We start from the raw sequence: 14,758 nt of genomic DNA, 5'->3' as shown, positions 1-14,758 counted from the left end.
TTTTTAGTTGTGCTAATTTCTTATGTTATTAGCTGCGAGCAAAAACCGGAGTATTAACTTATAATCAATATTTTTATAATGTATAAATTAATACTGACTATAAACATAAAATAATGAAAAGTGAAAAATTCCGTTGGTTTCGAGTAGCATTACAAATCAAAGGTTCGGTAATTCCAGCTATTTTTAATCGCGTCTTGTACTGTGGTTTATTTGGTGTATTTATTTCTTTAATGCACTATTTTAAGTTGCCAGTTTCTCAACCTATTTTATCAAGTGTAATTCCTAGCATTGTTTTAGGATTATTATTAGTTTTTAGAACAAACACCGCCTACGATCGTTTTTGGGAAGGACGTAAATGTTGGGGTAGTCTAATTAACAATGTTCGTAACTTAGCAAGGCAAATTTGGATAAATATTGAAGAAAATGTAGTAGAAGACAAACACCAAAAAATCTTAAATATGCGGTTATTAGTTGCTTTTGCTGTAGCAGCAAAATTACATTTAAGAAGTGAACCTGTAAACCAAGAATTAGAGGAATTAATCTCGCTGTCAAGATATTTTAAATTAAAAACAATGAGTAACCCCCCACTGGAGGTTGCTTTTTGGATTGGCGATTATCTACAAAAACAATATAAAAGAGGATTATTAAATATTCATCATTTGGTAGCAATGCAAGATTTGCTCAGTAAAATGGTAAACGATTTAGGAGGTTGCGAACGAATTTTAAAAACCCCTATACCTTTAGCTTACGCTATTCATTTAAAGCAATTACTATTGATTTATTGTTTATTACTACCTTTTCAATTAGTTAGTACCTTGGGTTTGTGGACTGGTGCAGTTGTTGGTTTAATTAGTTTTACCTTGTTGGGAATTGAAGAAATTGGGATTGAAATCGAAAATCCTTTTGGTTACGATGCAAACGATCTTCCCCTTGATGCAATTTGTAATACAATGTTGCGTAATATTGAAGATTTAACAACTCTCACTCCTACGGTTAGTAATTACACCCAAAATTAAAATAATTAATGCAATACTTTTTAGCACAAAACGATATCATTTCACTAATTGACAAATACGCTCAAGCAAAAACTTTATGGATTGATACTGAAGTCGCCGATTTTAAAAGTCGTAGTCCTAAACTGTCGCTTATTCAAGTATTAAGTAGTTACTCTGCGAATTTAACAGAAAATGTTGCTATATTAGACGTTTTAGATGATCCAAAAATTACAGATATATTTGTCCAGAAAATTATGTTAAACCCAGAAATTGAGAAGGTTTTTCATAATGCTAAGTACGATTTAAAGTTTTTAGGCAAAACCAAAGCTGAAAATGTAACTTGCACGTTGGAAATGGCGAAAGATATCCCTTATTATTTATTACCTTTACCCGACTTAACGCTAAAAACTTTAGCCGAATCTCTTTGTGATATTGTTGCTGTAGACAAAAGCCAGCAAGCTAGTGATTGGGGAAAAAGACCTTTAACGGCTACTCAATTAACTTACGCAAATCTCGATCCAGTTTACTTATACATGGTGCATCAAAAACTGTTGCATTTAAAATCAGTAACTAACCCAAATCCAAATAACGAAAATATTACTTTGTTAGCTGAAAGATATTTAAAATTAAAACACCAATTGCAAGTTGTCGAATCAGAATACAACCATTTTGACACTAGATTAAAAGCAGCAATGCAAGCGCAAAACGTATCGAAAACTAACAGTTTAAAAATATCTTCCGTTGCACGACATACATTTAAAGTAGAGTTTAATCAGTTAGCAGAAGTCGCCAATCAAAATAGTATTAAGCTAGATTTTCCCATTACTTTAACTCAAAAGCTACAAAAAGATTTAGGACAAATTTTAGAACAATTAAACCTGCAAGAAGAAGTTTCTAATAGTTGGCGTTTAACAGTGAAACCGCCAGAAAGTGAAGAAGATGAGGAGTTTTAAACATACATTTTACTTTGACTGTAAATAGCATTCATACAACAAGTAAATGAAAATATAATCAGCTTTAGGAATGATGTTTGCAACTAAAAAAATAAGTTAACAAGTCAAGTAAAGTGTAAAAGTTAAAGCTATGACTGAGACATTTAAAAAAGGTGACAAAGTAGAATGGGAAACTGCCCAAGGTACAACTGTAGGTAAAATAAAAGAAAAGCTCACCTCACCCATAGAAATTAAAGGACACCATGTTGCAGCTTCCGAAGAAAATTCCCAATATTTAGTCGAAAGCGATAAAACAGGTAAAGAAGCAGCACATAAACCGGAGTCATTGAAAAGAGTAAAAGGGTAAAGATTTAAGTTGTGAGTAAAGATATTGAAGCTATCATCAAAGATTTTAAACAAGCTGTAAATATGACACCGAAAGAAATTGAAGCTTGGCTAAAAACTTAAGAATCAAAAGAAATTGGACAAAAAAATGGTAACGATTAATCCATCGGTCATAAATCAGGGCAAAAAATTATTGATATATTGCACAAACAGCAAGATAAATATGGCGACGATGACGTATCACACAGGAAAAAAGTAATTAGTTACGTGCATCGTCATAGCGCTCAAAAACCTGTAAAGGATATTGAACATTCGCGCTGGTTGTACTCCTTAAAAAACTGGGGACACGATGTTTTGAAGTAACAATTTAAAATTTATCCTAGGGCATAGTCTGTATACTGTCTGACATAGGGCGCATGGTATGCCAGTACGATGTCTTGTTTGGGTACTCCTAATTCTACTAGCTGTTCGGCGATCGCATCTTCTGTCCCATCGTGCTGTACCCAAATTTTCCCATCTCTAATATCTACGTGCAGTACGCAGCCATAAATACGAGTATTGCTATTTTTCCAGCCTACATTTATCAGCACGTAGCGATCGCTTTGAGGATCGAAAATCGTTTGACTTTCTACCGGATCGTTTTTTGAGCGTAGTTTAGCTCTTTTTTCTAGGCATTGCTGGATTAATTGACGATACAAGTCTAGTTTATCCATTGAGCAACTTCCTGTTTTTCGATGTTATATACTAAAATTGGAACTTGATTGCGGCTAATAACAGTTTGAATAAATGGATTTTTAAAAAATCCCTTATAAATATCTAATGGAACTGCTAGATATAGTCTTCGTTTGGGATCGTCCGTTTCTAAAGCAATGCGATAATTAATAAATTGCCCAATCGCCGTGTGAAACTCAGAAATAGTTGAGGAAGCTAAAAAAGTTTTAATTTCAACGGCAATTATTTCACCCTCTCTTGTTGCTGCAATTAACCTTTCTGCACCTAGATCGATATAAAAATCAAAAAATCCTAAATCTATATGATAGGGATCGTGAGTAATTGTCCAACCCTCATTTTCAAGAGCAGTTCTGACAAGATGATGAAATTTATCTCTTGCCGACATTTGCAAAAATGAAATTATATGCTTAAATTTTAACTTAATGTCGGCTGTAAAACTTGGTTTATTTGTTCTGCTGCCGCTAACCCCGATCGCATTGCACTTTCTAAATTAATTCCCCCACACCAATCACCACAGAAAAATAATGGTTGTGGTGTACGAGCATCTAAGCAATGATCGGCTAAAGATACAGTGGGAAAAGCATAACGCCAACGATCGCATTGCAGCCAATCAAAATTAGCAAGTTCTGGAAACAGTTTAGCCGCTTTCGCCAGTAATAGTTGTCCTACAGGTTGCAAATCCTCTGTATCTATATAAGTTTGAGCAAATTTAGCTGAACTATGAAAAACAAAAATAGGCAAAGTATTTCCCAACCGTTTGCTACTATCATTCCCAATCCAAGCCAGGGTATCGTCATCAAGCACTGTCAGCGATCGCCAAGAGGGTAAAGGTGTATTAGTAGGATAACGGGCGATCGCACTAATACAAGCGGAAAACTCCACCTTTCGCAAACTATCTAAAACTCTTGGTGCAGCAAAGCTTTCTATTAACACTAATGCTTGGGGTGCGGGAATCGCCATAACTACGGCTTTAGCAATTACTTCAGTATTGCTACTTTCAAATTGGAGATGCCAACAATCGTTAAAAAGATTTAAACCAACTACACGCCTAGATAACTGTACTTCTAAGTCTTTAGCTAAAAAACGGGCGATCGCACTCATTCCATTAGGGGCAATATATAAAGGCTCTCCCTTAACTGTTTTTAGCCCAAAATCAGCCTTAAATTCGTGTCTGGTATCCGTCCAAACTGTGACAATATCTTGGGATTTTAGTAATTCCACAAACCTTGTAGTTAGTTCACCATTAGGAGTTAAATAACTCAATCCGCGATCGGCGCAAGTATCCTGTAAGCGGCGCGTTGTGACCCGTCCACCCAACCCGCGCGACTTTTCCATCAAAACTACCCGATAGCCAGCTTGACGTAGCTGCTGGGCGCAAATTAACCCCGATATCCCAGCGCCAACGATCGCCACATCAAACATAATTATTTAGTAGTATCTGTTTTAATAATATAATCGCGCAACCTACAGCAAAGTAAAACAGTTTTAACTAGCATTCAAAGCAAATAGTAGAATAAGAAAACGAGTTGGGGTCTGGAGGGTTAAAAATTGGACGAAATGAGATCGGCGCTAGAGTTAGCTACAGAAGACGAATTGCAACAACTGACAGAACTCTTGTTTTGTCGCAGATTCAATCCTTTAGACTACGTACATACGCCACAACCGATAGATATTCAAAGCCGCGATCGAGAAGCTTGGCTTGATGCCATTGAACAAAGATTTCGCTACTTAGCCGCCGATGGTATAACCGTTTTACGCGGACACACCGATCGCGTCACCTATCGTACCGCTATTATCCAGGTGTGTCGCTATCTCAAAATTCCCTACTCCAACAACCTCGCTACTACTGACCTAGAAGCCGAGGTATTTTTAAACCTTTTAGGTAAAGCTTGGAAACAATTACCCCAAAGCGATCGTTCTCAACTGACAACCAAAGTCCAAAAATCTTTAGCTAAATGCGAACTATCCGAACCATTACCCTTAGCTGTCCAGCGCGATCCCTTGGCTTTATTAGTCAAAGGTGGAAGTGCGATCGCTGTTAGTTCAATTATTCAACCAATATTACTACAACAAATTGCCCGTCAATTTGCTCTCCAATTTGCCAGCTATCAAGTAGCTAAAGAAGCTCTCATTCAAGGCGGGACAGCCGCCGCAATGCAGTTGCAAAGCCAACTGTTACTTCAAGGCGCACGGCAGGGTATGACCATGACCGCCGCCCGCTATGGCGCTGTTAGAGGCATTTTTGCTTGTATGGGGCCGGTTTTATGGACGTGGTTTTTTGCTGATTTAGGTTGGCGGTCAATATCTACTAATTACGGGCGGATTATCCCGATTATCTTTGCTTTAGCCCAAATTCGCCTTACCCGTGCAGAAGAAGCGTGCTGGGAGACAGTTTAAAGCACTATTATCTCAAACTGCAACAGCATTGTTGCCCACCCCAATTTGCTGGGAATTACGCTCAAATAGGGATATTGCTGTTGCCTTTGTTACCATCATTCGGAGCATTGGCAATTACGGCTTCCCTATTAATTATTTTGCAGCAGTACCGCCGCATTATTCACCGTCCCTTAACTTGGGGAATGGCAAGTTTGGCTACTTTCCTAGTAATTACTACAAGTTTTGCTTCTAATCGTGGCGATGCTTTTTTAGGCTTATTTAATTTTTTACCTTTCTTTATCTTATTTGCTGGTTTTAGCGAGTTAATTCGTACCCCTAACCAACTGCGCCGCATTAGTTGGCTATTAGTAATTAGTTCCTTACCAGTAGTAATTATTGGGCTTGGACAATTATTTCTAGGTTGGGTAAGTCCCCTAAGTTTGCAGCCATTACTAGGTTGGCACCTAGCGCTACAAGGAAACCCCCCAGGGCGAATGTCCTCTATATTTCTCTACGCCAATATATTAGCTGGCTACTTAGTAGTGGTTTTTATTTTAGGTTTGGGCTTGCTGCTAGAAAAATTCCCAGGAATTAGCTTAAAAAAGCCTAACTATTTCACCCTAATGTTTTTAAGCGTTGCCACAATAGGCAACTTAGCAGCAATAATATTGACTAATTCTCGTAATGCTTGGGCGATCGCTATAACTGCACTCTTAAGTTACGCTATTTACCATCGTTGGCGATGGATAATCATGGCAGTAAGTGGGATTTTTTGTAGTATTATACTTGCAGCCTTTGCACCATCGCCCTTACAAGAATTATTTAGAAAAATTGTCCCAGCTTTCTTTTGGGCGCGACTAACTGACCAATTATACCCCGACCGTCCCATCTCATTACTCAGAACTACCCAATGGAAATTTGCGTGGGATTTGACTATAGAGCGTCCCTGGACTGGTTGGGGACTGCGTAACTTTACCGCCCTTTACGAAGCCAAGACGCACCTATGGCTAGGGCATCCCCACAACTTTTTTTTGATGCTGACGGCGGAAGTTGGTATTCCTACAACGCTTTTATTTTGTAGCTTAGTAGGAGGGGTGATTATGAGAGCAATTGTTGTAGTTATAGGCGATCGCCACCAATCAAGCCAAGACAAACTAATATTTTTTAGTTACATCTTAGCTTTTTTGGCGATCGCTCTATTCAATACCGTAGATGTTACTTTATTTGACTTTCGCTCTAATACTCTAAATTGGATAATTCTATCGGCAATTTGGGGAGTAACTTCTAGCTTTAACAAGGCTTGCATGGGAAATACGCCAAAACTCGATCCCCCCTAACCCCCCTTAAAAAGGAAGGAAAATCAAGCCCAACTTTTAATTGAGTTGGGATAACAGGTTGAAGGTTGAGGTTTAATATTTCGTCAAACCTCGATCCTCGCCTTAAAAAAGGGGAAAAATCAAGCCCAACTTTTAATTGAGTTGAGTCCTAATATTCTGGTACAGAAGGATCGACTTCCCGACTCCAAGCGGCGATTCCACCCACAACATTAGTTCCCTCAATTCCCGCCTCTTTAAGAATTGCCAAAGCCTTCGCCGAACGTCCGCCCATCTTACAATGAGCAATTAGCCGATGACCGTTGAGTAACTCTTTAACCTTAGCAACTCCTTGTCCGTTCTCAATATCTGGTAACGGCACTAAAACCGATCCCGGAATTTGAGCAATTTCGTACTCGTTGGGATTGCGGACATCTAGCAATACAAAATCCTTTGCACCACTTTCAATTAAAGCTTGCAACTGTTGAACAGTGATTTCTGATAATGCCATTCTTTGTTTTTCCTCCTCGGCTTTAGCTTGAGGAATCCCGCAAAATTCCTCGTAATCTATCAGCTTTTCAATTACTGGACGCACCGGATTAGGTCGCAGCTTTAGCTCTCTAAACTTCATGTCTAAGGCGTTGTATAGCAGCAACCTACCGCTTAAAGTGTTGCCTTGACCCAAAATAATCTTAACGGCTTCCGTTGCCTGAATAGTCCCAATAATGCCGCACAAAACGCCAAGTACGCCACCTTCGGCGCAAGAGGGAACCATCCCAGGAGGTGGTGGTTCGGGATACAAATCGCGGTAATTTGGCCCGCCTTCGTAGTTAAAAACTGTTGCTTGTCCTTCAAAACGGAAAATTGAGCCGTAGACATTTGGCTTATTTAGTAAAACACAAGCATCGTTGACTAGATAGCGAGTAGGAAAGTTATCTGTACCATCAACAATTACGTCATAGGGTGCTACCAACTCTAAAGCATTTTCCGCACTTATACGAGTTTCGTATAAATCTACTTGACAATTGGGATTGATTTCTAAAACACGATTTTTAGCCGATTCAATTTTGGGTTTACCTACCCAGGAAGTGCTGTGAATGATTTGGCGATGCAAGTTAGAGTTATCCACCACATCAAAATCAACAATTCCAATGCGCCCCACTCCTGCTGCCGCTAAATACAACAGTAATGGAGAACCCAAACCTCCTGTCCCAATACATAGGACGCTGGCAGCTTTCAGGCGTTTTTGCCCTTCTAGCCCCACCTCTGGCAAAATAATATGGCGAGAATAGCGTTCGTATTCTTCTTTGGTTAACTGAATTTCATCCAAATTAGGATTTCGCATGGCAACTAATTGAGGAACGAAATAAGATCCTATCCAAAAACAACCTACTTTAGTTTTATATTTTGCTAAACATTCAAACTAAGTTATCTACTATCATAATTTCCTCGGCTTGAAAGATGCGATCGCTATCTAACTGCCAGCAGAGAAATTCTTGAGCGTTGCCTTCAATTACCGACACGATCATATAGGAGTATTGTTCCCACGCTAGAGCGCGATCGCACTCTGACGCAATTGCTGGATGATTGGGGTGGGAGTGATAAATGCCGACTATCTGCAAAGTGCGATCGCGGACTTCTTTTTGCACTGCTAGGAGAGTTTGAGGAGAAATCGCATAATTGCTCTGTTTATTGATGCTTCTTTTTTCTTCTCCAATGCTAAATAATTCCGCCGCCTCCGCATTCCAAACATTTTCAACCGCTCTAACTTCTACTACAGTTTTGCTATTATTACTGAGTGTTCCTAACAACAAACCGCAACACTCGTTAGGATAAGTGCTTTCCCCGTGCTGACGTATAGCTTCAAAATGATGCTTAGAAAGCTGCAAAACCATACTTAATAAGCCATCCCTGCACCTAAATACAATTCTCCTACTTTAGGATCGTTAAGTAAGTCTTGCCCATTGCCTGTAAAGCGATCGCGTCCTGTATCTAATACATACCCTCTATGCGCCATTGACAAGGCTTTGCGGGCATTTTGTTCTACTAAAACAATTGCTGTACCGCTTTGATTTATTTGTTGAATTTGGGCAAATACACTACTTACAAGTACCGGAGATAAAGCCGCGCTTGGTTCATCTAACAATAATAAATCTGGTTCTAACATCAATGCCTTGCCCATTGCCAACATCTGCCTTTCTCCCCCTGATAAAGTTCCGGCTTTTTGCTGTCGCCGATTGGCTAAACCAGGAAAAATATCATAGATTTTATTTTTTAGACTACCTAAAGAAATATTCCGAATAAAAGCACCCATTTCGAGGTTTTCTTCCACACTTAGAGACGGAAACACATTAGCAATTTGGGGAACATAACACATCCCCTGGCGGACAATTTGATTAGACTTCAATCCAGCAATCTTTTCCCCTTTGAAAGTAATTTTTCCTTTGTGAGGAGTCAATAAGCCAAAAATTGTTTTAGCTAAAGTAGATTTTCCCGCACCATTAGGCCCGATTACCGCAACTAATTCTCCAGGCAAAATATGAAAATTGATGCCTTGCAAAATATCTAGGTCTTTAATGTAACCTGCCCAGACATCTTCAACCTCTAATAAAGGAGCGGAATTTTTCATACTTTAATATTTAGCTTATCGGAGAAATTAGTTGCAATTTTACAATCATTATTGGTGAAGTTCTAGGAAGGCGCTGGATTAGTTAAGCTAATGAATTTAACTAACATCGATGATTTTTAATACTATATATTTTCTACGGTGTTTGCTGCAAATCTGGTCTTTCTTCAGGCAGAATCGCATCTTCTACCGGACAAACTTGAATGCAAATGCCACAATCTATACAAGTAGCAAAATCAATCCAGTACCAATTTGTACCCTTAGTATTTTTGCTTGCACCTTCATGAATACAAGCTACAGGACAAGCATCTACGCAATCCGCAACGCCTTCACAGATATTTGTAACAATTGTATGTGGCATAGTATTCTCTCTATTATTCGTTTTTTGACGACACTTTTAACTTTAACAGTAGCAAATTAATTGAATAAATTGCCATCACTATTTATTTACTTAGGTCAATATAGCATCTACTTTCAATTCTTCACCATCCGGTTGATTTAATTTATGAAGTATGTTGTTTAATTGAACTGCAAAAATATTTTACGAGCTTAACTTGTCTAAAAAAATATTTACATTGGTAAATTCAAACCTTTGGTAGAGGAAATATATCTAGGCGATCGCGTCAATTTTTTTACACCTTTAAATTCGAGCGGATTTATTACTAAGTAACCATTACCTAAACGCCAGTTATGTGTTGAACAACTTGAAACCAAGTTCAGAAATAACAGTTTTTAAGGCAGCAATAGTTTAGTTATACAATGTTAATTAATTATTTCTTTGACTTTAACTAGAAAGCTTGGGTTTAGAAGTATTCTCTTTTCAATTTAGCGATCGCTAGGGGTTAAATAGTAATTTTATTCTCTCCACCCGCCACAAATCCTAAATCAAACCTAAGTAAAGATAGAATTTTTTTCTCATTGAAAAGCTTATTTTCGCCATCTCTAGCTATCTGGTAAATCGAACAAAACAGTAGTCATATAATGTTCTGCCCATTGGTTGCCAAAAGCTTTTTCTAAAACTCTGCGAGTTTTATCATTTTGCTGCTGCTTAGTACAGTAGTAGTGCTGTGCGGCAACAATTTCTGCTTTTTTTTCGGGACTTTGGGGAATAGAGGCGATCGCATTTTGGCAATGTATAGCTAAAAATGCTTCTACTCGTTGCAAAAACATGGTTTCTTCGGCGGGCGAACCTGGGCGCACAAAAATACAAAACTCCGAAAAAATATCTCCCCACTCTGGCAACTCGCGGTTATTACTAAAATCGAGGGTAGGTAATGCTTTTATTTGGCTGCTATATTCAGGAGTTGTCAAGCGTTCGGCATTCAAAGGCGATAAATCAGCGATCGCCGCGCTAATTTGTCCCCTTCCTCCCACCAAATCGCAACCAAACATGGGCAAGGCGTATTCGGGGCGCGGAAACATTACGCAATGCAATATATCAAGCATTGTGCCTACTTTTGCTAGTTCCAAATGCAGCTTGCGAAACTGGGGGGTTTGGTAGCAGAGGTTTTCAATTACTAACTTTTCCCCTTCTAGCTTGCCCTCTACATAGCCTAATTCGGCGGGCATAGGGTAAGGTGACAAGTCTAAGTATTGCTGCCAACTGCCTTCAATTACATTAGCTAACTTACAAATCAAAGGGTGTTGTTGCGATCTCAAAGAAATTTTTGTTGACATAGGTATTTTTTTTAATTGCGGCATTAAGTAAAGTTATTCAACACTTGTAGCCAAATAAATAAGAAGATATGTAACATAGACTACAGAAGTCTTAAGTTAATTGTGCAAGGGGAAGAAACAATGCCAGTAAATTACTATCAGCCAAACTTTTGTATTGTACCTGTAGGACAAATTGACTGGGCAAATAAAACTAGCTGCAACTTAACGCTTGCGTCCGACACTTGGGTACACTTACTAAAATTGCCCAACGAATATAGTTATGACGAAGCACTACTACTGTGCGATCTGGGCGCAGATAAATGGGTGGCGTGGATTCCCAATTATGGAGAAACTGTATTAGATGCCCGTGATTTTTATCCTACCTAACTTGCTTGCCAAAAATCCGTAACATCGTAATTTAGCTGTTCTAGCATTTGCCGCAGTAAAGGCATACTCAAGCCAATAACATTAGTATGGCAGCCAACAATTTTGTCTACAAATAAGCTGCCATAACCTTCTAAAGCAAAAGCCCCAGCACAAAGGAGCGGTTCGCCTGTAGCGACATAATTGGCAATAACGCGATCGCTAATTTGAGCAAAATAAACTTGTGTCATCTGTGGGCGGCTAACAGTGCGATTTTGAGCTAAGTCAATCAAAGCATGACCAGTATATAGTTCGCCGACTTTACCGCGCATTTTTTGCCACCGGGCGATCGCTTCTGTAGAGTTTGCGGGTTTTCCATGAATCTCGCCATCCACTAGCAATACTGAATCGCAACCCAAAATCACAGCCGAATCAAATTGACTTGCAACTCTCTCGGCTTTGCATTTGGCAAGAATTTCGACTAATTGACGCGGATCGCTTCTTTGAATTTGCGACTCATCAAAATTGCTTACCTTGACTACTGGATCGATTCCGGCAATTTGCAGCAAGCGGCGACGGGCAGGAGAAGCAGAAGCAAGGACAAACTGGGGCAAGGGCATATTAATAAACTAAGAAAGAATCAACAACTGATTCAAACTGTTTTTGTACTTTTTGCCAACGTCTTTCGGGTGTGGAAGCGTTAAAAGTATAAAGTTTGCCGCGACTAACAGCAACACTTGCTAAATTGTGGCGTTCTTGTTGATTGGGGAGTTTGACAGCATACTCCAAAAGGTAGTATTTTTTGCCTTTTACTTCCCGCGAAGCTGCATTAACAAGTTCTGCTTCTCGCCCGGAATCTGGAGGTGCGATCGCGCTTTTGCTTAATTTGTAGCCTACCTCTGTTGGAGTGCCAAGTTCAGCTAAAGTTTTACCATTGGCAACCGGGCTAACTACCACAGATACATTTTCGCTAATTTCAATCAAATCATGAAAAACAACATCTGCACCGTTCGCAACTTTTACTGGCTGCCAGCCGTTAGGATATAAGAACTCATAGCCACTAATGGCATCTACATAGCTTTTGAGTCCTGCCCCGGCGGTAACGCAACCCGTCAAATTAAACGTAACGGTTATTACTAGCAAAAAAGCGGCAATTTTTTTCAACATTTGAATATTATTTTAGGCTTCTACGCCAAGAAGCGTATTTTGACTGCCTTAATAGTATAAAGAACTGTGCGATCGCTTTAGCGGTGTAATAGTGCGATCGTATTTATCTAATCTCTAAATGCAGTGCGATCGCATGGGGAACACGGCTGTAACCCATCGGATTACAAAACGATTAATTGAGTAAAGTAATTAGTTATTTTTTGGTGGAGGCGATCGCTTATCCTACCCATGCCTCATTACTGCCATATTTATTTTTTTCCTCCAATGAAGAATTAAGTTACAGGTTTGGCTTTAAATGAGTCGGACATCGGTCACATAATCTACAAAAAAGTTTTTTATTAACGAAAAAGTTTAATATTAATAATATACTTTTAGAGATTATTCAGTATTAACGGAATCGATAACAATGGTCAGCGCTACTAGAGCAGGTCGATATGTAGAACAGATCACGGGATACAAAGCCTTTATACCTAATTCTCTACCACCTTTACCTGAACTCGTTATGGATGGAGAAATGTGGCATCTTTTGTCTCAAGCAGACCGTGCGCTGGGTCGGCTAGACGGCTCAACAGATGCTCTGCCCAACCCTGACTTGTTTGTATTTATGTACGTCCGTAAAGAAGCTGTTTTATCTAGTCAGATTGAGGGAACGCAGGCATCTTTAATAGATGTTCTAGAATTTGAATCCCAAACTTTGCAACCAGATAATCCTCAAGACGTGGCGCAAGTAGTAAATTATGTCGCTGCGGTTAACTATGGTCTTGAGCGATTAAAGACTTTACCCATATCTTTGCGATTAATTAAAGAAATTCATAAGGAATTAATGCAAGGAGTAAGAGGTGCTGAACACGATCCAGGAGAATTTCGTCGCACTCAGAATTGGATTGGCCCAGCAGGATGTTCCTTAACACAGGCTACTTACGTACCACCACCAGAATACGAGATGAATCAATCTCTGGATAATTTGCAGAAGTTTCTCCACGATTCAACACCAATTCCCGCGCTAATCAAAATTGGACTAGCTCATGCTCAGTTTGAGACAATTCACCCCTTCCTCGACGGTAATGGCAGAACAGGGCGCTTATTAATTACGTTTTTGCTATGCGAACAAAATATACTGAAACGTCCGTTACTTTATATCTCCCACTATTTTAAAAAATATCGTGCTGAATACTACGACCGTCTTCAAGCTGTTAGAGATAGTGGGAACTGGGAAGGCTGGCTTAAGTTTTTTCTGCGTGGAGTTGATGAAGTTGCTCAGGAAGCCTCAGCGAATGCTCGCAAAATAGTCAATATGAAAGAAGAACACCGCCAACTGATACTCAATAAAATGAAGGGTAGATCGGGAAATGCCATAGGGTTACTTGAGAGTCTTTATTTCAGACCAATTTTTACTATAGAACACGCTGAAACAATTTCTAATTTGTCTTACCCCAACGCCAACAAGCTAGTTAGGGATCTTTGCGATATAGGTCTTCTAGAAGAAATTACCGGGCAAAAACGTAATCGAGTCTTTTCTTATGCCCCGTTCCTAGATGTTTTTAAGGACTCTTAGCAACTACTATCGTTTAACTATTTATAAAGCGGGAATTTACCATAATTTCACTTTGAATAACACAAATTTTGTGCTTGTCTAGTCAAAAAGTGATTATTGTTTAGCCAGTTCAATCAAAGCATTTCGATGCTTTTTTATTCCTCGCCCTGCCACTTCAATTATTTTCTCAAAACTAGGCTCGTATCCTGATGGAGTTTTTGGGGCAAAAAAGCAATCTTTATTTTCAATATTCATAGATTTTACTTTGGGAAGTGCGATCGCATCTTTAGTAAATTTCAGTTGTCTGCACTAAAAAGCGCGATAGTGCAAGCGCGCCCGGTAACGGGCTTCGCATCTTTAAAAACTACAGCACGCGAAAAATAAAAGGATAACGGAAAGCGACATCAAAATTAGTTAGAGTCTGGTAAACCGCGTAAGCTGCTAATCCCCAATGGAAAAGGAAATAAACGGGGAAAAGTACAAACCCAAGTAAACCAAAAGTAATAAAAGTAATTACTCCAACTACAAGCCCGTACAGCCAAACGTTAAAATGGAAATTGATAGCTTCTTTGGCGTTTTCTTTAACCACTGGATCGGTAGATACAAGCATAATTGCGATCGGTATGCCTATAGATACTAATGCAGCGCTAAAAAAGATTGAGCCGTGAGCTAGTGCTGAAAGTAGTTTTCGCTGATCTGCATCGTACATAATGATAATG

General features: G+C 39.1%; 19 protein-coding genes and 1 pseudogene. 8 read left to right on the top strand and 12 right to left on the bottom strand.

The window, feature by feature from the left end; translation table 11 throughout:
* Nucleotides 1-113 precede the first annotated feature (113 nt).
* The 4 genes and pseudogenes from SYN7509_RS0208415 to SYN7509_RS31900 all read left to right on the top strand — a co-directional run bounded on the left by SYN7509_RS0208415 (nt 114) and on the right by SYN7509_RS31900 (nt 2,635).
* The gene (locus SYN7509_RS0208415; RefSeq protein ID WP_009632941.1) at nt 114-1,016 is read left to right on the top strand and encodes a bestrophin family protein; all 903 of its coding nucleotides are present in this window, start codon (nt 114-116) and stop codon (nt 1,014-1,016) included.
* 8 nt (nt 1,017-1,024) lie between these two features.
* A complete protein-coding gene (locus SYN7509_RS0208410) occupies nt 1,025-1,948 on the top strand; it encodes a ribonuclease D (RefSeq protein ID WP_009632940.1) in 924 nt (307 codons plus the stop codon).
* A gap of 130 nt (nt 1,949-2,078) precedes the next feature.
* Nucleotides 2,079-2,294, top strand: coding sequence for a hypervirulence associated TUDOR domain-containing protein (locus SYN7509_RS0208405; protein ID WP_009632939.1), 216 nt, complete (start codon nt 2,079-2,081; stop codon nt 2,292-2,294).
* A gap of 11 nt (nt 2,295-2,305) precedes the next feature.
* A pseudogene (locus SYN7509_RS31900) lies at nt 2,306-2,635 on the top strand (DUF3140 domain-containing protein).
* 11 nt (nt 2,636-2,646) lie between these two features.
* Here SYN7509_RS31900 and SYN7509_RS0208395 read toward each other — a convergent pair.
* The 3 genes from SYN7509_RS0208395 to SYN7509_RS0208385 are packed head-to-tail and all read right to left on the bottom strand — an operon-like array spanning nt 2,647 to nt 4,426.
* Nucleotides 2,647-2,985, bottom strand: a complete 339-nt coding sequence (locus SYN7509_RS0208395) for a XisI protein (RefSeq protein ID WP_009632938.1) — start codon at nt 2,983-2,985, stop codon at nt 2,647-2,649.
* A complete protein-coding gene (locus SYN7509_RS0208390; RefSeq protein WP_009632937.1) occupies nt 2,973-3,389 on the bottom strand; it encodes a XisH family protein in 417 nt (138 codons plus the stop codon). The genes SYN7509_RS0208395 and SYN7509_RS0208390 overlap by 13 nt, the downstream gene beginning before the upstream one ends.
* Before the next feature lie 29 nt (nt 3,390-3,418).
* A complete protein-coding gene (locus tag SYN7509_RS0208385; protein ID WP_009632936.1) occupies nt 3,419-4,426 on the bottom strand; it encodes an NAD(P)/FAD-dependent oxidoreductase in 1,008 nt (335 codons plus the stop codon).
* Between the two features lie 135 nt (nt 4,427-4,561).
* Between SYN7509_RS0208385 and SYN7509_RS0208380 the strand changes: the two genes are divergently transcribed.
* Nucleotides 4,562-5,401: a YaaW family protein gene (locus SYN7509_RS0208380; RefSeq protein ID WP_009632935.1), complete on the top strand. Its 840-nt coding sequence runs from the start codon at nt 4,562-4,564 to the stop codon at nt 5,399-5,401.
* Nucleotides 5,383-6,717 (top strand): O-antigen ligase family protein, encoded by a 1,335-nt coding sequence (locus tag SYN7509_RS0208375; RefSeq protein WP_009632934.1) that lies wholly within the window; start codon nt 5,383-5,385, stop codon nt 6,715-6,717. Before SYN7509_RS0208380 ends, SYN7509_RS0208375 begins: the two co-directional genes overlap by 19 nt.
* A 148-nt stretch (nt 6,718-6,865) precedes the next feature.
* Here the strand turns inward: SYN7509_RS0208375 and moeB are convergent, their stop codons facing one another.
* The 5 genes from moeB to SYN7509_RS0208350 all read right to left on the bottom strand — a co-directional run bounded on the left by moeB (nt 6,866) and on the right by SYN7509_RS0208350 (nt 11,002).
* Entirely contained in the window at nt 6,866-8,038 is a 1,173-nt protein-coding gene (gene moeB / locus SYN7509_RS0208370; protein ID WP_009632933.1) for a molybdopterin-synthase adenylyltransferase MoeB, read from the bottom strand.
* Between the two features lie 73 nt (nt 8,039-8,111).
* Nucleotides 8,112-8,588: a M67 family metallopeptidase gene (locus tag SYN7509_RS0208365; protein ID WP_009632932.1), complete on the bottom strand. Its 477-nt coding sequence runs from the start codon at nt 8,586-8,588 to the stop codon at nt 8,112-8,114.
* A gap of 2 nt (nt 8,589-8,590) precedes the next feature.
* Complete coding sequence (locus tag SYN7509_RS0208360; RefSeq protein WP_009632931.1) at nt 8,591-9,322, bottom strand: ABC transporter ATP-binding protein; 732 nt, start codon at nt 9,320-9,322, stop codon at nt 8,591-8,593.
* 133 nt (nt 9,323-9,455) lie between these two features.
* Nucleotides 9,456-9,680 carry an indolepyruvate ferredoxin oxidoreductase subunit alpha gene (locus SYN7509_RS0208355; RefSeq protein WP_009632930.1) on the bottom strand — a complete coding sequence of 75 codons (225 nt, stop codon included), beginning with the start codon at nt 9,678-9,680 and terminating at the stop codon, nt 9,456-9,458.
* A gap of 581 nt (nt 9,681-10,261) precedes the next feature.
* On the bottom strand, nt 10,262-11,002 hold the full coding sequence (locus tag SYN7509_RS0208350; protein WP_227501545.1) for a phycocyanobilin:ferredoxin oxidoreductase: 741 nt from the start codon (nt 11,000-11,002) through the stop codon (nt 10,262-10,264).
* A 114-nt stretch (nt 11,003-11,116) separates the two neighbouring features.
* Between SYN7509_RS0208350 and SYN7509_RS0208345 the strand changes: the two genes are divergently transcribed.
* A complete protein-coding gene (locus tag SYN7509_RS0208345; protein ID WP_038021410.1) occupies nt 11,117-11,362 on the top strand; it encodes a hypothetical protein in 246 nt (81 codons plus the stop codon).
* On the opposite strand, the gene SYN7509_RS0208340 is transcribed toward SYN7509_RS0208345, so the two are convergent.
* Nucleotides 11,359-11,958 carry a nucleoside triphosphate pyrophosphatase gene (locus tag SYN7509_RS0208340; RefSeq protein ID WP_009632927.1) on the bottom strand — a complete coding sequence of 200 codons (600 nt, stop codon included), beginning with the start codon at nt 11,956-11,958 and terminating at the stop codon, nt 11,359-11,361. The genes SYN7509_RS0208345 and SYN7509_RS0208340 overlap by 4 nt on opposite strands.
* A gap of 1 nt (nt 11,959) precedes the next feature.
* Entirely contained in the window at nt 11,960-12,505 is a 546-nt protein-coding gene (gene psbP / locus SYN7509_RS0208335) for a photosystem II reaction center PsbP (RefSeq protein ID WP_009632926.1), read from the bottom strand.
* Nucleotides 12,506-12,911: 406 nt separating this feature from the next.
* On the opposite strand from psbP, the gene SYN7509_RS0208330 reads away from it, so the two are divergent.
* Nucleotides 12,912-14,060 (top strand): Fic family protein, encoded by a 1,149-nt coding sequence (locus SYN7509_RS0208330; protein WP_009632925.1) that lies wholly within the window; start codon nt 12,912-12,914, stop codon nt 14,058-14,060.
* 93 nt (nt 14,061-14,153) lie between these two features.
* Here the strand turns inward: SYN7509_RS0208330 and SYN7509_RS0208325 are convergent, their stop codons facing one another.
* Both SYN7509_RS0208325 and SYN7509_RS0208320 read right to left on the bottom strand, forming a co-directional pair.
* On the bottom strand, nt 14,154-14,294 hold the full coding sequence (locus tag SYN7509_RS0208325; protein WP_009632924.1) for a hypothetical protein: 141 nt from the start codon (nt 14,292-14,294) through the stop codon (nt 14,154-14,156).
* A 109-nt stretch (nt 14,295-14,403) separates the two neighbouring features.
* Nucleotides 14,404-14,748 (bottom strand): DUF4870 domain-containing protein, encoded by a 345-nt coding sequence (locus SYN7509_RS0208320; RefSeq protein WP_009632923.1) that lies wholly within the window; start codon nt 14,746-14,748, stop codon nt 14,404-14,406.
* Nucleotides 14,749-14,758: the final 10 nt, after the last annotated feature.

It is taken from the genome of Synechocystis sp. PCC 7509 (assembly GCF_000332075.2).
GTDB lineage: Bacteria > Cyanobacteriota > Cyanobacteriia > Cyanobacteriales > Chroococcidiopsidaceae > Aliterella.
The sequence above is the reverse complement of the archived record's forward strand: the minus strand, read 5'-3'. Positions and strand labels throughout refer to the sequence as shown.

Excerpts from the sequence above, each read along its gene's own strand:
- SYN7509_RS0208390 (WP_009632937.1), bottom strand. The coding sequence starts at position 3,389 with ATGTCGGCAAGAGATAAATTTCATCATCTTGTCAGAACTGCTCTTGAA.
- SYN7509_RS0208395 (WP_009632938.1), bottom strand. The coding sequence starts at position 2,985 with ATGGATAAACTAGACTTGTATCGTCAATTAATCCAGCAATGCCTAGAA.
- SYN7509_RS0208385 (WP_009632936.1), bottom strand. The coding sequence starts at position 4,426 with ATGTTTGATGTGGCGATCGTTGGCGCTGGGATATCGGGGTTAATTTGC.
- SYN7509_RS0208355 (WP_009632930.1), bottom strand. The coding sequence starts at position 9,680 with ATGCCACATACAATTGTTACAAATATCTGTGAAGGCGTTGCGGATTGC.
- SYN7509_RS0208365 (WP_009632932.1), bottom strand. The coding sequence starts at position 8,588 with ATGGTTTTGCAGCTTTCTAAGCATCATTTTGAAGCTATACGTCAGCAC.
- SYN7509_RS0208340 (WP_009632927.1), bottom strand. The coding sequence starts at position 11,958 with ATGCCCTTGCCCCAGTTTGTCCTTGCTTCTGCTTCTCCTGCCCGTCGC.
- SYN7509_RS0208320 (WP_009632923.1), bottom strand. The coding sequence starts at position 14,748 with ATGTACGATGCAGATCAGCGAAAACTACTTTCAGCACTAGCTCACGGC.
- psbP (WP_009632926.1), bottom strand. The coding sequence starts at position 12,505 with ATGTTGAAAAAAATTGCCGCTTTTTTGCTAGTAATAACCGTTACGTTT.
- SYN7509_RS0208330 (WP_009632925.1), top strand. The coding sequence starts at position 12,912 with ATGGTCAGCGCTACTAGAGCAGGTCGATATGTAGAACAGATCACGGGA.
- SYN7509_RS0208325 (WP_009632924.1), bottom strand. The coding sequence starts at position 14,294 with ATGAATATTGAAAATAAAGATTGCTTTTTTGCCCCAAAAACTCCATCA.
- SYN7509_RS0208410 (WP_009632940.1), top strand. The coding sequence starts at position 1,025 with ATGCAATACTTTTTAGCACAAAACGATATCATTTCACTAATTGACAAA.
- SYN7509_RS0208380 (WP_009632935.1), top strand. The coding sequence starts at position 4,562 with ATGAGATCGGCGCTAGAGTTAGCTACAGAAGACGAATTGCAACAACTG.
- SYN7509_RS0208360 (WP_009632931.1), bottom strand. The coding sequence starts at position 9,322 with ATGAAAAATTCCGCTCCTTTATTAGAGGTTGAAGATGTCTGGGCAGGT.
- moeB (WP_009632933.1), bottom strand. The coding sequence starts at position 8,038 with ATGCGAAATCCTAATTTGGATGAAATTCAGTTAACCAAAGAAGAATAC.
- SYN7509_RS0208405 (WP_009632939.1), top strand. The coding sequence starts at position 2,079 with ATGACTGAGACATTTAAAAAAGGTGACAAAGTAGAATGGGAAACTGCC.
- SYN7509_RS0208415 (WP_009632941.1), top strand. The coding sequence starts at position 114 with ATGAAAAGTGAAAAATTCCGTTGGTTTCGAGTAGCATTACAAATCAAA.
- SYN7509_RS0208345 (WP_038021410.1), top strand. The coding sequence starts at position 11,117 with ATGCCAGTAAATTACTATCAGCCAAACTTTTGTATTGTACCTGTAGGA.